The organism is Xanthomonas sp. NCPPB 1325 (assembly GCF_041477645.2).
Lineage (GTDB): Bacteria > Pseudomonadota > Gammaproteobacteria > Xanthomonadales > Xanthomonadaceae > Xanthomonas > Xanthomonas cannabis.
In genome coordinates this window covers 851,331-869,357 of sequence record NZ_CM192985.1, presented here as the reverse complement: position 1 = coordinate 869,357, position 18,027 = coordinate 851,331, and the positions used below count along the sequence as shown (strand labels likewise).

The window sequence follows — 18,027 nt, the reverse complement described above, 5'->3', positions numbered from 1 at the left end:
CCCGGTGCCAGGGATCCAGGCACAGGTGCTGCGGGCACCGTGGTGGGTTCCAGCAGCGTGGCGGCAACCAAACCCGTATGCCGAGCTCAAGCGGGACGCACGCACCAGCATCCCAACCGCCAATGAAGCGTGGCGTTCACCCGGTTATGACGGACCGCACAGTCCGTTATCATGAAATCGCTTCCACCCTCCTGCCCTGCCCTCAAGCGAGCCGCCCATGTCCCGCCGTGCCCCGTTGTCTGCCTTGCTGCCGTTGTTGTTGATCACGCCCGCCGTCTGGGCCCAGGCAGTTGCACCAACGCCGGTGGACCCCGCCGCGGCGGTGATGCCATCGCCCTGGGGCGGCAGCAGTGGCGAGCTCGGCTACGCCGCCGCGCATGGCAACAGCACCACCGACAGCCTGAACGGCCGCATCCGCCTGCGCTATACCGACGGCGACTGGATCCACAGCCTGGATGCCACCGCGCTGCGCTCGAGCTCGGAATACACCAACACCAATGACGATGGCAGCACCACGCGCGAGCGCCAGACCACCGCCGAGCGTTACACCGGCAGCGCCGGCAGCGCATTGCAGCTGGGCGAACACCGCCAGCTCACCGCCACCGGCCGCTATGAACACGACGACTTCGCCACCTACGATCGCCTGGCCACCTTCGGTATCGGCTACGGCACACGCCTGATCAACGCCGACCGGTTCTATCTGGACGCGCAGGTGGGCCCGGGTATCCGCCGCGCGCACAACAGCGACGAGGACCGCAACGAGACCGGCCTGATCGGGCGCGGCCTGTTCGACCTGAAGTACACCGTCACCGACAACACCGACCTAATCAACACGCTGCTGGTGGAATCGGGCGAATACAACACGTATGCGCAGAACGACTTCGGCGTGCAGGTGAGCATGAACTCGCACTTCGCGCTGAAGGCCGCCTGGCAGATGCGCCACAACAGCGAGGTCAGCGATGGCGACAAGAAGACCGACACGCTGACCACGGTCAACCTGGTCTACACCTTCAAGTAAACAACCCGCAAATGTAGGAGCGGCCCTGGCCGCGAGGGCTTTCCCGGTGAAGCCCTCGCGGCCAAGGCCGCTCCTACGAAGAGCGGCGCCCTGCCGGATAGGCCTGGCTGAGGCGGCGGTCGACCGGTCCCACGTTCGAATCCGCAACTGCGCCCTGTAGGAGCGGACCTGGCCGCGAGGGCTTTCCCGGTGAAGCCCTCGCGGCCAAGGCCGCTCCTACGAAGAGCGGCTCCCTGCCGCATAGGCCTGCCCGAGGCGGCGGTCGATCGGTCCCACGTTCGAATCCGCAACTGCGCCCTGTAGGAGCGGACCTGGCCGCGAGGGCTTTCCCGGTGAAGCCTCTCGCGGCCAAGGCCGCTCCTACGAAGAGCGGCGCCTTGCCGGATAGGCCTGGCCGAGGCGGTGGTCGATCGGTCCCACGTTCGAATCCGCAACTGCGCCCCTGTAGGCGCGGCCCTGGCCGCGAGGGCTTTACCGCGGTAACGCCCCTCGCGGCCAGGGCCGCTCCTATGAGGCAGATGTCTGTTTACGGGCCGGGTCAGAGCTCGGCCAGCAGCTGCGCGGCACCCTTGTCGAACAGGCCCTGCGCGACGCGGCGGCCCAGGTCTTCTGTCTCTGCAGCGCTGCCATGGGCATCGGCGTGGATCAGGCGTCCGTCGCTGGCGCTGCCGACCATGCCCTGCAGGTAAAGGCCCTCGCCTTCCCAGCGGGCGAATGCTGCCACCGGGACGTGGCAGCTGCCGTGCAGCGCGCGGTTCATTGCACGCTCGGCTTCCACGCAGACGCGGGTGGCGGGCGCGTCCAGCACCGCCAGCAGACGGTGGACACGCGCATCGTCGCCACGGCACTCCACCGCCACTGCGCCTTGCGCCGGTGCCGGCAACCATTCCGGCGCGTCCAATCGCGCACTGATGCGCGCATCCAGACCCAGCCGCTGCAGGCCGGCACAGGCCAGCACGATGGCGTCGTAGCCGCCGTTATCCAGCTTGGCCAGACGCGTATTGACGTTGCCGCGCAGGTCGATCAGCTCAAGATCCGGGCGCGCGGCGCGCAGCTGCGCCTGGCGACGCAACGACGAGGTGCCCACGCGTGCGCCCAGCGGCAAGGCCTGCAGGCTGGCGTAGAGGTTGGACACCAGCGCATCGGCAGCATCACCGCGGCCCAGGATCGCCGGCAGCACAAACGGCGCGTCCAGCTCCATCGGCACGTCCTTCAGCGAATGCACCGCGCAGTCGGCCTCGCCGCGCAGCATGGCCAGCTCCAGCTCCTTCAGGAACAGGCCCTTGCCGCCGATCGCCGCCAGCGAGCGGTCCAGCACCTCGTCGCCGCGGGTGCTCATCGGCACCAGCGTAACCTCCAGGCCGGGATGGTGCTGGCGCAGCGCGGCGGCGACGTGTTCGCTCTGCCATAAGGCGAGCGGGCTCTTGCGGGTAGCGATGCGGAGCGTGGTCATCCACCCATTATCGCGGAGCCGGCGCGTAACTCATACACACCCCGCAACAGGAAGGCTGAGGCGACTGCATGGCCGTCAGCGCGCGGCGCCGCAGGCTGGCGCCAGCCTGCGGCACATGGAGAGATCAGCGCTAGAGCGGTGCAACCGATGACGCCCAAGACCGCGGAGCAGGTCCCGGCGGTGGCAGCGTCATCTTTCGGCGAAGGACTCGCTCGTCCGCCGTCAGCGGCGCACCGTGTCTGCGCGTACGCTCCGCTCCATCCGGCCCACGGCGATTGGCCTGCTCTGGCGCAGTCGTTCGCGCAGTCTGGCTACGCTGCGTCGCCGCACTTCCAGCGGCTGGGTCACGTTGCGCTACACCGCGTGCGCCGGCGATGACTGCTGCCCCGCAGCTCCCCCGCCATCGCCCGCTGCTCCGTGCCGTGCCGCTCCAGCCGGCCCACGGCGATCCACCTGCGCTAGCGCAGTTGTTCGCGCAGGCTGGCCACGCAACGGCGGCTCACTTCCAGGGGCTGCGGCACGTTGCGCAGCACTGCGTGCACCTGGCCATCGCTGCTGCGGCGCAGTTCCACCAGTTCGTCGCGAGCGACCAGGCAGTTGCGATGGATGCGCACCAGACGGTCGGCAAATTCGTCCTCCAATGACTTGAGCGACTCTTCGATCAGGTCTTCGCCCCGGGCGTGATGGACGATGACGTACTTTTCCTCGGCCTGCAGGTAACGAATGTCGCCGACGGGGATCAACCGCAGGCTGCCGCGCAGACGGGCGCACAAATGCGTGCGCAGCGGGGCCTGCGCGGCACTGGGCGCGCGGCCGGCCAGGAAGGTGGCCACCTTTTCCAGCGCAGACGCCAAGCGTTCCGGGCGCACCGGTTTCATCAGGTAATCCAGCGCGGCCGCGTCGAAGGCGGATAGCGCGTGCTGGTCGTAGGCGGTGCAGAACACCACCGCCGGAGGCGGCTGGCGTTGCCGCAGCAGGCGCGCGGTTTCCAGCCCGTCCACCCCGGGCATGGCGATATCCAGCAGCACCAGATCCGGGTGCAGGTGTTCGCACTGCTGCAGCACCTGCGCGCCGTTTTCGGCCTCGCCGATCACCTCGACCTGCGGATGCTCGGCCAGCAGCATGCGCAGACGCTCGCGCGCCAGTGGCTCGTCATCGGCGATCAGCACCCGCACTTGCGTGGCCGTCATGGGCTCCCCCTCGCTGCAGTGACTTTCCCCTCACGGCAGCGGCAATGTGATCTCGCAGGCATAGTAGCCTTCAGTCCAGCTGGCCGCCATCCGTGCCCCGGCCCCGAACTGGAACGCCAGCCGGTGCGAGATGCTGGCCTGGGCGTGCCCGGCACCGGCCAGCAGCGGCAACTGGGTGCCGGGCTGCGGGGCGGGGTTGACGATGCGGATCTGCAGCTGGTTGCCGCGCTGGCGCAACGACAGGTACAGCGTACCGCCCTCGGGCATGCGCGACACGCCATGCAGCACGGCGTTTTCGACCAATGGTTGCAGCACCAGGCGCGGCATCGGCAGTTCCCAGGGCAACGGCTCCTGGCGGTGCCAGCGCACCTGCAGGCGCTCGCCCAGGCGCAGCGATTCGATCGCCAGATAGCGTTCGGCCAGTTCGCATTCGGCGCGCAGGGTGGACAGGCCCTCGCCGGCCCCCAGCGCGGCGCGGAACAGATCCGACAGGTCCAGCACGGCCTGCTCGGCCACCACCGGGTCACGGCGCAGCAGGCTGGCGATGAGATTCATGCTGTTGAACAAAAAATGCGGCCGAATGCGCGCCTGCAGGGCATCGGCCTCGGCGCGCGCGTTAGCCTGCACCTGCGCCTCCCAGCGGTCGCTGACGTAGAAATAGCGCAGCGCCAGCGCGGTGATCAGCACCACCGTGGCGGCACTGCCCAGGGTGAACCGCCAGAAGCCGACCAGGCGGCCAAGCGGGGCCTGGTCCAGCACCGCGTACAGGCCGTGCACGATCCCGGCACCGAGCATCGCCACGACCGCGGCGATCGAGAGCGCGGCCAGCCCGCCCAGCCTGGGCGGCAAGCGCGACAACCAGGGCCGCAACACGCATAGCAGCACGCTGACCGCCAGGGCCAGCCACAGCGCCAGGCCGCTGGCCGAGATGAAGCGCGACAGGGTGATCCCGCGCGCGGCGCCGGCGTCGGGCACCAGGGTCACCACCAGCACCACCAGTTCGGCCAGGCCCAGCATCGCGCCCAGCCGGGGCAGCCGGCACAGGTCCGGCATCCAGGTGACCTGCGGCGCGCCGGTGGCCATGGGCTCAGGCGGCGGTGAAGCGCGCCTGCATCCAGTCGCGCAGGGCCTCGATCTCTTCCAGGCAGACCTGATGCCCCATCGGATAGGTCTGCCACTCCAGTGCAAAGCCCAGCGTGCGCAGGGCCTGCATGCTGGCCTGGCCGGCCGCGAACGGCACCACCGGGTCGGCGGTGCCATGGGCCATGAACAGCGGTTGGCGCAGGGCTGCCGGCTGCAACTGGCTGGCGGCTGCGGCCGGATCCGGCAGATAGGTGGACAGGGCGATCAGCCCGGCCAGCGGCACGCTGCGCTGCAGGCCGACGGCCAGGGTCACCGCGCCGCCTTGCGAAAAGCCGGCCAGCAGGATGCGCTCAGGCGCGATGCCGCGGCTTTGCTCATGGGCAATCAGGGCGTCGACCTGGGCCACCGATTCGGCAATGCCGGCCTTGTCGGCGCGCTGGGCAAAATCCATGCCGACGATGTCGTACCAGCCGCGCATGCGCACGCCGTTGTTGATGGTGATCGGGCGGATTGGCGCATGCGGGAACACGAAGCGCAGCGCCGGCCATTGCGGGCGCACCAGCTCCGGCACCATCGGGGCGAAGTCACTGCCATCGGCGCCCAGCCCGTGCAGCCACAGCACGCTCCATTGCGGGTTCGGTCCGGTCTCGCGTTCGATCACTTCCAGCATCATCCAGCTCCGCTTGGGGGCCGGGCATTATGCCTTGCGCGCCGGATCGGCCCGATCACGCCAGGGCCGGACCGCCGCAGCGCAGGACCGGAAGCGGGCATATGGGTCTGTAGCGATCGGCGCGCGCCCCGGGGCACGCGCCGGTCAGCTATGGCGGATCACCCCGCGGGCACTCAGATCAGCGAGGGTTCCAGCGCGGCGGCACGGCGCAGTTCGGACGCACGCACCAGCACCTTGGGCGGGTCGAGTTCTTCGGGGATGCAGAAGATGCCGGCACGGCGCAACGCCAGGCCGGAACGGCGCAGCGAGGTCAGCGCCACCACCGGGATCGACAACGCCATGCCCACGATCACCGGCGCCATCCAGGCCGCCAGCGACGGCGACACCGTGTAGGCCACCGCGCCCATGAACAGGCCGAACACGGTCAGCCCGCCATAGCTACGCAGCAAGGCCGGCCACGACAGCTTGCCGTCGTCGCGCACCTGCGCGTCCCAACCGGAATCCTTGCCGGCCAGCACTTCGAACACGCCGCGCGACTGCAGGTACATCACCACCGGCGCCATCAAGGCAGCCAGCACGGTTTCCAGCAGGATGCTCAGCATAGCGCGGATGGCGCCGCCACAGGCGCGCAGTTCGCGCGGGTTGAGCAGCAGGGCGATATAGCCCAGCAGCTTGGGCGCCAGCAGCACGAACATGGTGCAGACGAAGATCCAGATCGCATTGCCCTGGCTGCTGCCGTGCCAGTAGCGCGCCGGCGAGAACGGCAGGTTGCCGGCCAGATCGATGCCGCCGCCCGCCAGCGGAATGCCGATGCCGATCAGCATCAGCAGGCCCCACATCGGCGCGGTGAAGTAGTGGCCGATGCCGATCAGCATGTGCATGCGGCTGATCCAGTGCAGGCCCTTGGCGCCGACCACCTTGGCGTGCTGCAGGTTGCCCTGGCACCAGCGGCGGTCGCGGATCAGCAGGTCGGTGAGCGTGGGCGGGCCTTCTTCATAGCTGCCCTGCAGGTACGGCACCATGTGCATGGCCCAGCCGCCACGGCGCATCAGCGCCGCTTCGACGAAGTCGTGGCTGAGCACATGCCCGCCGAACGGCTTGCGCCCGCGCAGCGAGGGCAGGCCGGCATGATCGGCGAAGGCCTGGGTGCGGATGATGGCGTTATGGCCCCAGTAGTTGCTCTCGGCGCCATGCCACCAGGCCACGCCGAAGGCGATGATCGGCCCGTACACGCGGCCGCCGAACTGCTGCATGCGGGCGAACAGGGTCTGCCCGTTGACCACGGCCGGCAGGGTCTGGATCAGGCCCACGTCCGGGTTGTTTTCCATGCCGGCAACCAGCCGCACGATGGTGTCGCCGGTCATCACGCTGTCGGCGTCCAGGATCAGCATCTGCGGGTAGCTGCCACCGAAACGGCGCACCCAGTCGGCCACGTTGCCGGCCTTGCGCGCGGCATTGTCGGCGCGGCGGCGGTAGAAGATGCGGCCGTGCCCGTCGACGCGGTCGCACAGTTCGTTATAGACCAGTTCTTCGGCACGGCCGATGTGCTCGCGGGTGGTGTCACTGAGCACGAAGAAATCGAAGTGCTCCAGCTGGCCGGTTTCGGCCACCGATTCGTAGATGGCCTGCAGGCCGGCCAGCAGGCGGCGCGGGTCTTCGTTATACGTCGGCATCAGCAGCGCGGTGCGCGAGCGCAGCGTGGGCAGGGGCTGCTCCGGGTCGATGCCGAGCTTGCGGCCGGCGCGCGCCACCACGGTGACGAAGCCAGCCACGGCGCTGGCGAAGGACATGGCGATCCAGGCGAACAGCAACACGAACAGGCCGAGCAGGCAGCCTTCCAGCACGCTGATACCGTCGGGCCACAGCACGCTGAGCATCACCCACACGGCGATGGCGGTGGTGGCGAAGGTGCCGCCGATCAGATAGAAGCGGCGCACGCCGATGCCCACCGGCGAGGTGCGCTGGTGGCGAACCTGCAGGCTGCCTTCGCGCAGGCTTTGTTCGGGCATCGCCAAGGGCGCTTCCGGCGGCAGCGTAGGCTGGCCGGCGTCGAGGGCGGAAGCGGAAGAGACTGCGGTTGGTGCGGGGGGAAGAGTCACGGTGCCGTCCATCAAGGCTGCCCGTCGCACGCTGACGACAGTAAGGGCTGATGCGGGAGGTCCATCCCCGCAACGCGTAGCGACGTTGCCAGGTGCGCCGCATGCAGGACGTACCCGGCGGCGTGCGACCAGGTCGCGGTGTTGGCAGCTATGAAACCACTCCGATGCACAAACTCTCCTGGCGGCGACGCAACGTCGCAGCTCATCCTAAAGAATCGACCGTTAAAGGAAGCGAAGGCCATTGTGCAGTCTTCGCCCCTCCCGACGAGGACCGCGCGGCAGACTACGACGTGACGACCGAACGCAACCCCAACAGATTGCAGCCTGGCCCACGCGCTGTCACGGGCTGCTGGCCGGGCTGTCATACCGCAAGACTGCAAGTGGCGTGCCATGAGGCGCAATCGGTTGCAGCGACGGGGCCTTGGCGTCGGGCCGCTGGATGCGGTCAAGCCAGACGTTGAAGCGTGGCTGGTCGGCTGATTGTTGAAACCACTGCGCACCGACTGCAGACACAGCGCACCGACCATCGTGACTGGTCCTTGCCCGCCCCCCCCCGCGCCGGACCCTGTGGCGGCATGGATGCTGCCACGGAGCTATAGGGATGTACTTGCGGCGTGTCCTGCGATGGTGGGCGGGCAAGGGCCCTGCAGCAACGGCGCAGACGGTCCGCTCTCTGCCTGGTCTACCAGTAATTGGGCAATCAGGCAGCGACGACTGCATCGTGCGTCTCGCGATCGCTTGGCTATCTTCAAGTCTGTCGAGGGCGCGGTGCCCTCACCGCTCGCGGGACACGCCGTCAACCCATCCATGGTGGCTCGGTGGCGGCATCCATGCCGCCACACGGTCCCGCAATCGGTGAGGACACCACGCTAGAAAGTTGGCTGGCGGTTTTGTTGAAAAGCAAAGACACCGCGTCGCACGGTGTGCTGGTTGCTGTTGAAATCTATGCACACCGACCATCACGACTGGTCCTTGCCCGCCCACCGTCGCGGGACCCTTGGCGGCATGGATGCCGCCACGGAGCTACATGGATGTACTTGCAGCGTGTCCCGCGATGGTGGGCGGGCAAGGGCCCTGCAGCAAAGGCCCAGATGATCCGCTCTGCGCCTGATCTGTCCGTACTAAGCCATCAGATCGAACGCCTGCACTGTGCGTCTCGCGAGCGCTTGGCGATCCTCAAGTCCGGTCGAGGGCGCGGTGCCCTCACCGCTCGCGGGACACGCCGCAAGTACGTCCCTGTAGGCTCGGTGGCGGCATCCATGCCGCCACACGGTCCCGCAATCGGTGAGGACACCACGCTAGAAAGTTGGCTGGCGGTTTTGTTGAAAAGCAAAGACACCGCGTCGCACGGTGTGCTGGTTGCTGTTGAAATCTATGCACACCGACCATCTCGACTGGTCCTTGCCCGCCCCCGTCGCCGAACCCTGTGGCGGCATGGATGCTGCCACGGAGCTATAGAGATGTACTTGCGGCGTGTCCTGCGATGGTGGGCGGGCAAGGGCCCTGCAGCAAAGGCGCAGATGATCCGCTCTGCGCCTGATCTGTCCGTAGCGAGCAATCAGGTTGAGACAACGGAATGTGCGTATCGCGAGCGCTTGGCGATCTTCAAGTCTGGTCAAGAGCCCCTGCAGCAAAGGCGCAGCTCATCCGCTCTGCGCCTGACCTTTCCGTACTAAGCCATCAGATCGAGACGCCTGCACTGTGCGTCTCGCGATCACTTGGCGGTCTTCACGTCTGGTAGCGGGCGGTGCCCTCGCCGCCCGCAGATTGGTGAGCGGCTGCTACTTGCGCGCCGCCTCGCTGGCGTCGCGGGTAGCGCGGAACTCCGAATCGCTGCTCCAGTTCGGCCATTGACGCGAATCGGCCAGCTGCTGGCCCAGCGTGTACAGCACGCCCAGATCGCGCGCCGCACCGGCGAAGGTCCAGTCCGGCTTCCACTCGTCGCCCTGCTGGTGATAGCGCTTGGCGGTGTAGTCGTCCGAGGCGGCCTTGCCTGCCGCCACGCCGCCTACTTCCCAATCCTGCCCGGCCGCATACGACAGCGCCGGCACGCCGCGCTTGGCAAACGAGAAGTGGTCGGACCGGAAGAAATACCCGGCCTGCGGCTTGGGATCGGGGGTGTAACGCAGCTTGGATTGCGCGGCCACGCTCTTGAGCTGGTCGAGCAGCTCGAGCTTGGCGGTGCCATAGATGCCGAAATCGCGCGAGGGCACGAACGGGTTCATGCCGTCCATGTTGATCACCGCCACGGTGGTGTCCAGCGGGTACAGCGGCTTGGAGGCGTAGAACTCCGAACCCAGCAGCCCCTTTTCTTCGGCGGTGACGGCCAGGAACACGACCGAGCGCTCGGGCTTTGGTCCGGTGGCGAAGCCGCGTGCCAGTTCCAGCAGCGCGGCAGTGCCGCTGGCGTTGTCCAAGGCACCGTTGAAGATGGTGTCGCCGCGTGCATCCGGCTTGCCCACGCCGATGTGGTCCCAGTGCGCGCTGTAAATCAGGGTTTCGTTCGGGCGCTTGCTGCCTTCCAGGCGCGCCACCACATTGTGCGAGGTGATCACGTCGGACTTGACCTGGTAGCTGGCGCTCAGGCGCTGGCCCTTCAGCTCGACTGGCTCGAAATCGCGCGTCTGCGCCTGTTTCTTCAAGGTATCGAAGTCCAGCCCGGCGTGCTTGAACAGGTCGGCAGCCAGATCGCGCTGGATCCAGCCTTCCAGGGTGGGATGCGCGCTGCGCGGGTTGTCGCGCACCACATCGAACATGGTGTTGGTGTTGGAACTGGCCACCGTGTCCCAGCCATAGGAGGCCGGCGCGGTTTCGTGCACCACCAGCACGCCGAGCGCGCCCTGGCGGGCGCCTTCTTCGTACTTGTAGGTCCAGCGGCCGTAGTAGGTCATGCCGGCGCCATCGAAGGCGCCCTTGCCGGTTTCGAAATCCGGGTCGTTGATCAGCACCACCGCGATCTTGCCCTTCAGGTCCACGCCCTTGAAGTCGTCCCAGTCGCGCTCCGGCGCCTTGACGCCGTAGCCGACGAACACCAGCGGTGCGTTGGCGATGTCGACCTTGGACGAACCGTCGAGCGCGGCACGGATGGCGATCTGCTGGCCCTGGGTCAGGGTCTGCGGCTTGCCGGCATTGGCCAGCGCAATAGTCGGCGCACCGACGATATCGGCGCGTCGCAGCGGCACCGCCTGGGTCCATAGGCGCTTGCCGCCGGTGAGATCGCCGCCGGGCTGCAGGCCCGCGTCGGCAAATTGCTTGCTCAGATAGGCGATGGTCTTGTCTTCGCCGGCCGTGGCCGGGCCGCGGCCTTCATAGGCATCGGAGGCCATCTCCTTGACGTCGCGCGAGATGCGCGCGCCATCGAAGGTCGGCGTCGCCGCCATCAGTGCGGTCGAGACCGCCATTGCCAAGAGTCCTACCGCAACTCGCTTCATTGCATACCCCAGATCATCAGACAGCCCTGGAGTGTAGCCAGCCGCGGGTGCAAGCGGATGCATGTGGATGCGTGCGGTGCACTGCACGCTGTCGTGCCGCCGCGTACTGCCGGGGCAGCAGGACTGCCCAACGCGATGCCCCGTGGCGCAGGCCCGGGCGGGGCGCCGCTAGAACAGATCGACGCTGCCGGTGGGTTGGGTGACGTGCTGAAGTTGGCCATTGCCCACCAGGTCGGCGTACACGGCCGCGCGGTTGCGGCCATGCTGCTTGGCCCAGTACAGCGCCTTGTCCGCTTCGTCCAGCGACTGGCTGATCAGGCGGCCCTGGGTCAATTCCACGATGCCGGTGCTGAGCGTGACCTGGCCGACCTGCGGAAACACATGCTCGGCCACGGCCAGACGAAAGCGCTCGAACAGGCTGACCGCGCATTCGCGGTCCACGCCGCGCAGCACGATCACGAACTCCTCGCCGCCAAAGCGGAACAGCAGGTCGTCCTGGCGGAACGTGCGTTGCATCAGCTGCGCGACCAGCAGCAGCACCTCGTCGCCGTACAGATGCCCAAAGGTGTCGTTGACGCGCTTGAAGTGATCGATGTCCACGATACCCAGCCACACGCCCTGCTCCGTCGTGGACTGCGCCCCGGAGAACAGGCGCAGGATCACGTCGTCGAAGGTCTTGCGGTTGCGCAGGCCGGTCAGGGCATCGCGCTGTGCATCGTCGAGCAGGCTGCGGTAGTTCTGGAAGAAGCGTGCAAAGCCCTGCAGCATGGCCTGCTCGGCGGCGCCAGGCGGGCGGGCACCGCCCACCCGCAGGCAGGTGCGGATGCCGCGTGCTTCCATCATCGGGTACACCAGCAGCGCACGGCCGTCCTGATGCAGCTGCACGGCCTCGCCCGGACCATGCGCATCGGCCAGCTGCGAGCGCATCTGCGCATCCTTCAGCTCGGCCACCGTCAACGACAGGCGGCCGTCGTCGCGCAGCCGGGTTTCGGCCATGGTGCGGCCGTCCGGCGCGATGCGCAGCAACGACAGCTCCTCGGCCGCACAGACCTCGCGCATGGTGCGCAGCAGGCTCAGGTCCAGCAGATCGGCATCGCGGATGGCCGTCATGTCCACCATCCGCTCCAGCAACGGCGAGTCGCTCATTGCAGCCCCCGCCGATGCGCGGACGCAGGCCGGCCGTGCCGCACGCAGCAGGCCGACGGACAACGGGAATGGCAATGCACAGGCTTCACGACAGCGACCGGCAATCTGGATGCCGGTTCATCGGCGCCCGCCTGGCAAACTTGAGACCGCTCGCCGGCCCTGCTCAGCACCGGGCCAGCCAGCACCGCACGGCACACCAGCCAGTGCGTCGCACGGTGCCCAAGCGGGGAGCCGGCCCGGTGGCTCAGGGCAGTGCGGATTCCAGCGCGTCTTCACCCAGTGCGTGGCGCTGCATCAGCCGCCGGCTGCCGGCATTCAGGCCTTTCACCTGCACCTCCAGGCCGTGATGGCGCAGCCGCTGCACCACCTTGTCCAGCGCCGCCACCGCCGTGATGTCCCAGAAATGCGCACGGCCCACATCGATCACCACCGCACGGCCGGGCACCTCGCGTGCGTCGAAGGCGTCGATGAACACATCGGCCGAGGCGAAGAACACCTGCCCGCGCACGGTGTAGGTACGCACGCCGTCCGCGCCGTCGCTGTGGACGATCTGCAGCAGGCCGGCCACCTTGAAGGTGAAGAACACCCCGCTCAGCACCACGCCCACCGCCACCCCGGCGGCCAGGTTGTGGGTGATCAAGGTCACCGCCACCGTGGCCAGCATCACCACGCTGGAGGTGCGCGGATGGGTGGTCACGGTGCGCAGCGAGCGCCAGTCGAAGGTCTCCGCCGACACCATCACCATGATCGCCACCAAGGCCACCACCGGCACCTGCGACACCCACGGCTTGAGCAGCACCATCAGGATCAGCAGGAACACGCCGGCAAACAAGGTGGAGAGCCGGCCACGGCCGCCGTACTTCACGTTGCCCACGGTCTGCCCGATCATGCCGCAGCCGGCAATGCCGCCGAACAGGCTGGCCGCCGCGTTGGCGATGCCCAGCCCGGTGCACTCGCGGTTCTTGTTGCTGGGCGTATCGGTGAGTTCATCGACCACGCGCGCAGTCATCAGCGATTCGAGCAGGCCCACCATGGCAATGGCCAATGCCGGCAGCGCGATGATGCGCAAGGTCTCCAGCGTCATCGGCACCGCCGGCCATTGCAGCAACGGCAGGGCGTTGGGCAACTTGCCCAGATCGGCCACGGTCTTGAGCGGCAACTGCAGCGCGCTGCCGGCAATGGTGAGCAGCAGGATGCACAGCAGCGGCGAGGGAATCGCCGACAGCCCGGGCACGCGGAGCCGCGGCAGGCCGTAGATGATCGCAAGGCCCACGCCCAGCATCACCCACGTGGTCATGTTGGCGCCGAGCAGATGCGGCAGCTGCGCGGCAAAGATCAGCACCGCCAGCGCGTTGACGAAACCGGTACGCACCGAACTGCTGACAAAGCGCATCAGCACGCCGAGCCGCAGCACGCCGAACAGGACCTGCACCGCGCCGGCCAGCAAGCCGGCGGCCAGCAGATACGGCAGCCCGTGCGCGGCCACCAGCGGCGCCGCAACCAGCGCCACCGAGCCGGCAGCAGCAGAAATCATTGCCGGGCGCCCGCCACAGAACGCGATCACGATGCCGATCACGAAGGAGGCGAACAAACCGACCTGCGGGTCCACCCCCGCCACGAACGCGAACGCGATCACTTCGGGAATCAGCGCAAAGGTGGCGACCGCACCGGCCATGAGTTCGCGCGCAGGTGAGGCGCGCCATTGCGCCAGTTCGGCACGCAAAAGGGACATCGGGGACACTCCGGGGACAGAAAGGACAGCCTGCGGACACGCCGCAGCGGCAATAGTGTGCGGGAAAGCGACCGCGCCCGCAGCCTGCCTGTGACCCGTGCGCCAATGCGCCTTTCTGTGGCTGGGATCACGCCACGCGACGCTGCCGCAGACCAAGATGCCCCCCTCACCGGGCTCGGGTGTCGAGTCCGGTCATCTAGGGAGACCACCATGTCCATCTTCAGGACTGCAAGTACGCTTGCACTCGCCACCGCGCTGGCCGTGGCCGCCGCACCGGCATTCAGCTATTCCATCAGCAACAACAAGATTGTCGACGATAGCGGCAAGGTGGTTCAGCTCAAGGGCGTCAACGTCTTCGGCTTCGAGACCGGCAACCATGTCATGCACGGCCTGTGGGCGCGCAACTGGAAGGACATGATCGTCCAGATGCAGGGCCTGGGCTTCAATGCAGTGCGTCTGCCGTTCTGCCCGGCCACGCTGCGCAGCGGCCAGATGCCCAGCAGCATCGACTACAGCCGCAATGCCGACCTGCAGGGCCTGACCTCGCTGCAGATCCTGGACAAGGTGATCAACGAGTTCAACGCACGCGGCATGTACGTGCTGCTGGACCACCACACCCCCGACTGCGCGGGCATCTCCGAGCTCTGGTACACCGGCTCCTACACCGAAGCCCAGTGGCTGGCCGACCTGCGCTTTGTGGCCAACCGCTACAAGAACGTGCCGTACGTGCTCGGCCTGGATCTGAAGAACGAACCGCATGGTGCCGCGACCTGGGGCACCGGCAACGCCGCCACCGACTGGAACAAGGCCGCCGAGCGCGGTTCGGCTGCGGTGCTGGCCGTGGCGCCGAAGTGGATCATCGCGGTGGAAGGCATCACCGATAACCCGGTGTGCTCGACCAACGGCGGCATCTTCTGGGGCGGCAACCTGCAACCGCTGGCCTGCACCCCGCTGAACATTCCGGCCAACCGCCTGCTGCTGGCGCCGCACGTGTACGGCCCGGACGTGTATGTGCAGTCGTACTTCAACGACAGCAACTTCCCCAACAACATGCCGGCCATCTGGGACCGCCACTTCGGTCAGTTCGCCGGCAAGTACGCCTTGCTGCTGGGCGAGTTCGGCGGCAAGTACGGCGAAGGCGATGCGCGCGACAAGGTGTGGCAGGACGCGCTGGTGAAGTACCTGCGCAGCAAGGGCATCAACGAAGGCTTCTACTGGTCGTGGAACCCCAACAGCGGCGACACCGGCGGGATCCTGCGCGATGACTGGACCACCGTGCGCCAGGACAAGATGACGCTGTTGCGGACGCTGTGGGGAACGGTGAGCACCACCACGCCGACTCCGACTCCAACGCCGACCCCCACGCCTACTCCGACACCGACACCCAGCGCTGGCTTCAGCACCAAGGTGACCGTGGACAACCAGTGGAACGGTGGCTACTGCAATCGCGTGCAGGTCACCAACACCGGTACCGCCAGCGGCACCTGGGCGATCTCACTGCCGGTCACCGGCACCGTCAATAACGCCTGGAACGTCACCTGGTCGCAGAGCGGCACCACGCTCAAGGCCAGCGGGGTGGATTTCAACCGCACCCTGGCTGCAGGTGCGACGGCAGAATTCGGTTTCTGCGCGGCAGGTTGATCGACACGCGTTGGGCGTGCAGCTCGCGCCCAACGGCGCAGCGCAGACTGCAACAGTCTGCGCTGCGCGCGATGACGACATGCAGCACATTTGATCGATGCATGTCGTTGTTGCAACGGGCTGACTACAGCAGAGATCTGTAGAAACAAAGCAGGAGCGCCCTTGGGCGCGATGCAGCGTTGTCGATAACGCCGCATCGCGCCCAAGGGCGCTCCTACATGGCAGTGACGCAGACTGCCTCCGCACATTCCGCATCGCGCATCACCTATCAAATGTCTCCTCCAAGCAGGCGCTGCCGCAGATAGTGTTCAACACCTGCGTGCATCAGCCGTTATCCATGACGTAGCGCCGTGCGCGCGTTCTGGATGTCGTTGCCATGCCCGTTGTCTCCCTGTTGCGTCGTCACGTTGCCAATCTCCCGCTCACGCGCAAGTTCGTGCTGTTGTGCACGCTGTTGGCGGTGGGCGTGATCCTGCTGGCGATGGCCGCCGCGCGCCTGCAGTACCTGGACCTGATCGAGGCGCGCAAGCTCAGCGTCAGGACCGAGGTGGAGATGGGCCTGACCGTGATGCAGCACTACGCCGACAAGGTCAAAGCCGGCGAACTGAGCCTGGACCAGGCCAAGGAAGCGGCGCGCACCACCTTGGCGGACATGCGCACCAACGATGGCGTGGATTATTTCTTCATCGTCGACCCGCAGATGCGCATCCTGATGCATCCCAAGCGCCCGGTCGGCACCGACATGAGTGACTACAAGAGCGATGCCGGGCAATACGTGTATCGCGACATCAAGACCGCCATCGATAGCGGCGACGGCTTCAGCTATTACGACGCGCCCAAGCCGGGCAAACAAGAACAGCTGCCGAAGATCAGTTACGCCAAGACCTTCCCGGCCTGGAACTGGGTCCTGGTGATGGGCGTCTATGCCGAAGACATTCAAGTGCAGGCGTGGGGATTCACGCGCACCTTGACCTTGATCGGTGGCGCATTGGTGGCGCTGGTGATCGGCCTGTGCTGGTTGATCGCCTCGGCCATGGCCGCGCCGCTGCGTGCCGCCTCGCGCACGGCGGAAGCGATTGCCTCGGGCCGCTTCGACAACGACATCCGCGTTGAATCGCGCGATGAAACCGGCCAGCTGATGCACAGCATGCAGCAGATGCAAAGCCAGCTGCAGCGCTTCAACGGCGAGATGCAGACCATGATCCGGCTGCAGCAGGGCGAGAACATCGCGCACCGCATTCCGGAGGATTTCCCCGGCGATTACGGCACGCTGGCGCACGGTGTGAACACGGTGGTGTTCGAACACCTGGATGCCATCAACGAAGCGATGGACGTGATGAGCGAGTACGGCCGCGGCGACCTGCGCCGCGACATGCGTCGCCTGCCTGGCCAGCGCGCCGCCCTGCATCAAGCGCTGGATACCGTCAAAGACAATCTGTCCGCCATCAATAGCGATATCGCACGCCTGGCCGACGCGGCCGCGCGCGGCGATTTCTCTGCACGTGGCGATCAATCGCGCTACCAGTTTGCGTTTGCGGAAATGGTGCAGGCGTTGAACCGGCTGATGCAGCAGGCCGACGCGGGGCTGGACGATGTGGGCCGCATCATGGCCGCCATCGCCGACGGCGATCTGTCGCAGCGCGTGGAGTCGCATTACGAGGGCGCGTTCGGGCGTCTGGCCGGTGCGGCCAACCGCACTGCCATTCAATTGACCGGCATCGTGCAGGGCATCCAGCATTCGGCCGAGATGATCAACACGGCAGCGGGCGAGATCGCCAGCGGCAATGCCGACCTCTCCACGCGCACCGAACATCAGGCCGCAAACCTGGAAGAAACCGCCGCCTCGATGGAAGAACTCACTTCCACCGTGCGCCAGAACGCCGACAACGCACGCCAGGCCAATCAGCTGGTCAAGGGCACCGGCGAGGTGGCCGAAAGCGGTGGCCGCGTGGTGCAAGAAGTGGTGAGCACGATGCAGGCGATCACGCAATCGTCGGCGCGCATTTCCGACATCATCGGGGTGATCGACGGCATCGCCTTCCAGACCAATATCCTGGCGTTGAATGCGGCGGTGGAAGCGGCGCGTGCGGGCGAACAGGGCCGCGGCTTTGCCGTGGTGGCCACCGAAGTGCGCGCCCTGGCGCAGCGCTCGGCCGGTGCCGCCAAGGAGATCAAGCAGCTCATTTCCGATTCGGTGGACAAAGTGGCGCAAGGTTCGCACCTGGTGCAACAAGCCGGCAGCACCATGACCGAGGTGGTCAGCTCGGTGCAGCGCGTGACCGACATCATGGCCGAGATCACCGCCGCCAGTACCGAACAAAGCGCCGGCATCGAACAGGTCAGCACCACGGTGATGCAGCTGGACGAAATGACCCAGCAGAACGCAGCGCTGGTGGAAGAAGCCACCGCGGCAGCGCGCAGCATGGAAGACCAGGCGGCGGATCTGACCCGTGCGGTGGCGGTGTTCCGGTTGGCATCGGCACAGCCTGCCTCGACGCAGCGCCACGGCGCCGCTCAGGCAGCATAAAACGGGCGACTGCCATCACCGCATCGGCTGACGTACC

11 protein-coding genes are annotated in these 18,027 nt (G+C 67.0%); 3 read left to right on the top strand and 8 right to left on the bottom strand.

Annotated elements, in window-relative coordinates; genetic code table 11:
* Window positions 1–217: 217 nt before the first annotated feature.
* Complete coding sequence (locus ACCQ10_RS03455; protein ID WP_039415146.1) at window positions 218–1,018, top strand: DUF481 domain-containing protein; 801 nt, start codon at window positions 218–220, stop codon at window positions 1,016–1,018.
* A 538-nt stretch (window positions 1,019–1,556) separates the two neighbouring features.
* On the opposite strand, the gene hemC is transcribed toward ACCQ10_RS03455, so the two are convergent.
* The 8 genes from hemC to ACCQ10_RS03415 all read right to left on the bottom strand — a co-directional run bounded on the left by hemC (window position 1,557) and on the right by ACCQ10_RS03415 (window position 13,822).
* Complete coding sequence (gene hemC, locus ACCQ10_RS03450; protein WP_039565521.1) at window positions 1,557–2,471, bottom strand: hydroxymethylbilane synthase; 915 nt, start codon at window positions 2,469–2,471, stop codon at window positions 1,557–1,559.
* Window positions 2,472–2,929: 458 nt separating this feature from the next.
* Window positions 2,930–3,661 (bottom strand): LytR/AlgR family response regulator transcription factor, encoded by a 732-nt coding sequence (locus ACCQ10_RS03445; protein ID WP_039415151.1) that lies wholly within the window; start codon window positions 3,659–3,661, stop codon window positions 2,930–2,932.
* A gap of 30 nt (window positions 3,662–3,691) precedes the next feature.
* Window positions 3,692–4,744 (bottom strand): sensor histidine kinase, encoded by a 1,053-nt coding sequence (locus ACCQ10_RS03440; protein WP_372362233.1) that lies wholly within the window; start codon window positions 4,742–4,744, stop codon window positions 3,692–3,694.
* 4 nt (window positions 4,745–4,748) lie between these two features.
* Complete coding sequence (locus tag ACCQ10_RS03435) at window positions 4,749–5,417, bottom strand: alpha/beta hydrolase (protein WP_047697237.1); 669 nt, start codon at window positions 5,415–5,417, stop codon at window positions 4,749–4,751.
* 170 nt (window positions 5,418–5,587) lie between these two features.
* Complete coding sequence (gene mdoH / locus ACCQ10_RS03430; protein WP_372362232.1) at window positions 5,588–7,525, bottom strand: glucans biosynthesis glucosyltransferase MdoH; 1,938 nt, start codon at window positions 7,523–7,525, stop codon at window positions 5,588–5,590.
* Window positions 7,526–9,294: 1,769 nt separating this feature from the next.
* Complete coding sequence (locus ACCQ10_RS03425; RefSeq protein WP_372362231.1) at window positions 9,295–10,944, bottom strand: M28 family metallopeptidase; 1,650 nt, start codon at window positions 10,942–10,944, stop codon at window positions 9,295–9,297.
* A gap of 168 nt (window positions 10,945–11,112) precedes the next feature.
* Window positions 11,113–12,090, bottom strand: coding sequence for a GGDEF domain-containing protein (locus ACCQ10_RS03420; RefSeq protein WP_039415164.1), 978 nt, complete (start codon window positions 12,088–12,090; stop codon window positions 11,113–11,115).
* A 244-nt stretch (window positions 12,091–12,334) separates the two neighbouring features.
* Complete coding sequence (locus tag ACCQ10_RS03415; protein ID WP_372362230.1) at window positions 12,335–13,822, bottom strand: SulP family inorganic anion transporter; 1,488 nt, start codon at window positions 13,820–13,822, stop codon at window positions 12,335–12,337.
* A 210-nt stretch (window positions 13,823–14,032) separates the two neighbouring features.
* Here ACCQ10_RS03415 and ACCQ10_RS03410 point away from each other — a divergent pair, with 210 nt between their 5' ends.
* Both ACCQ10_RS03410 and ACCQ10_RS03405 read left to right on the top strand, forming a co-directional pair.
* Window positions 14,033–15,463, top strand: coding sequence for a cellulase family glycosylhydrolase (locus tag ACCQ10_RS03410; protein ID WP_372362229.1), 1,431 nt, complete (start codon window positions 14,033–14,035; stop codon window positions 15,461–15,463).
* Between the two features lie 394 nt (window positions 15,464–15,857).
* Entirely contained in the window at window positions 15,858–17,990 is a 2,133-nt protein-coding gene (locus ACCQ10_RS03405; RefSeq protein WP_372363041.1) for a methyl-accepting chemotaxis protein, read from the top strand.
* Window positions 17,991–18,027: the final 37 nt, after the last annotated feature.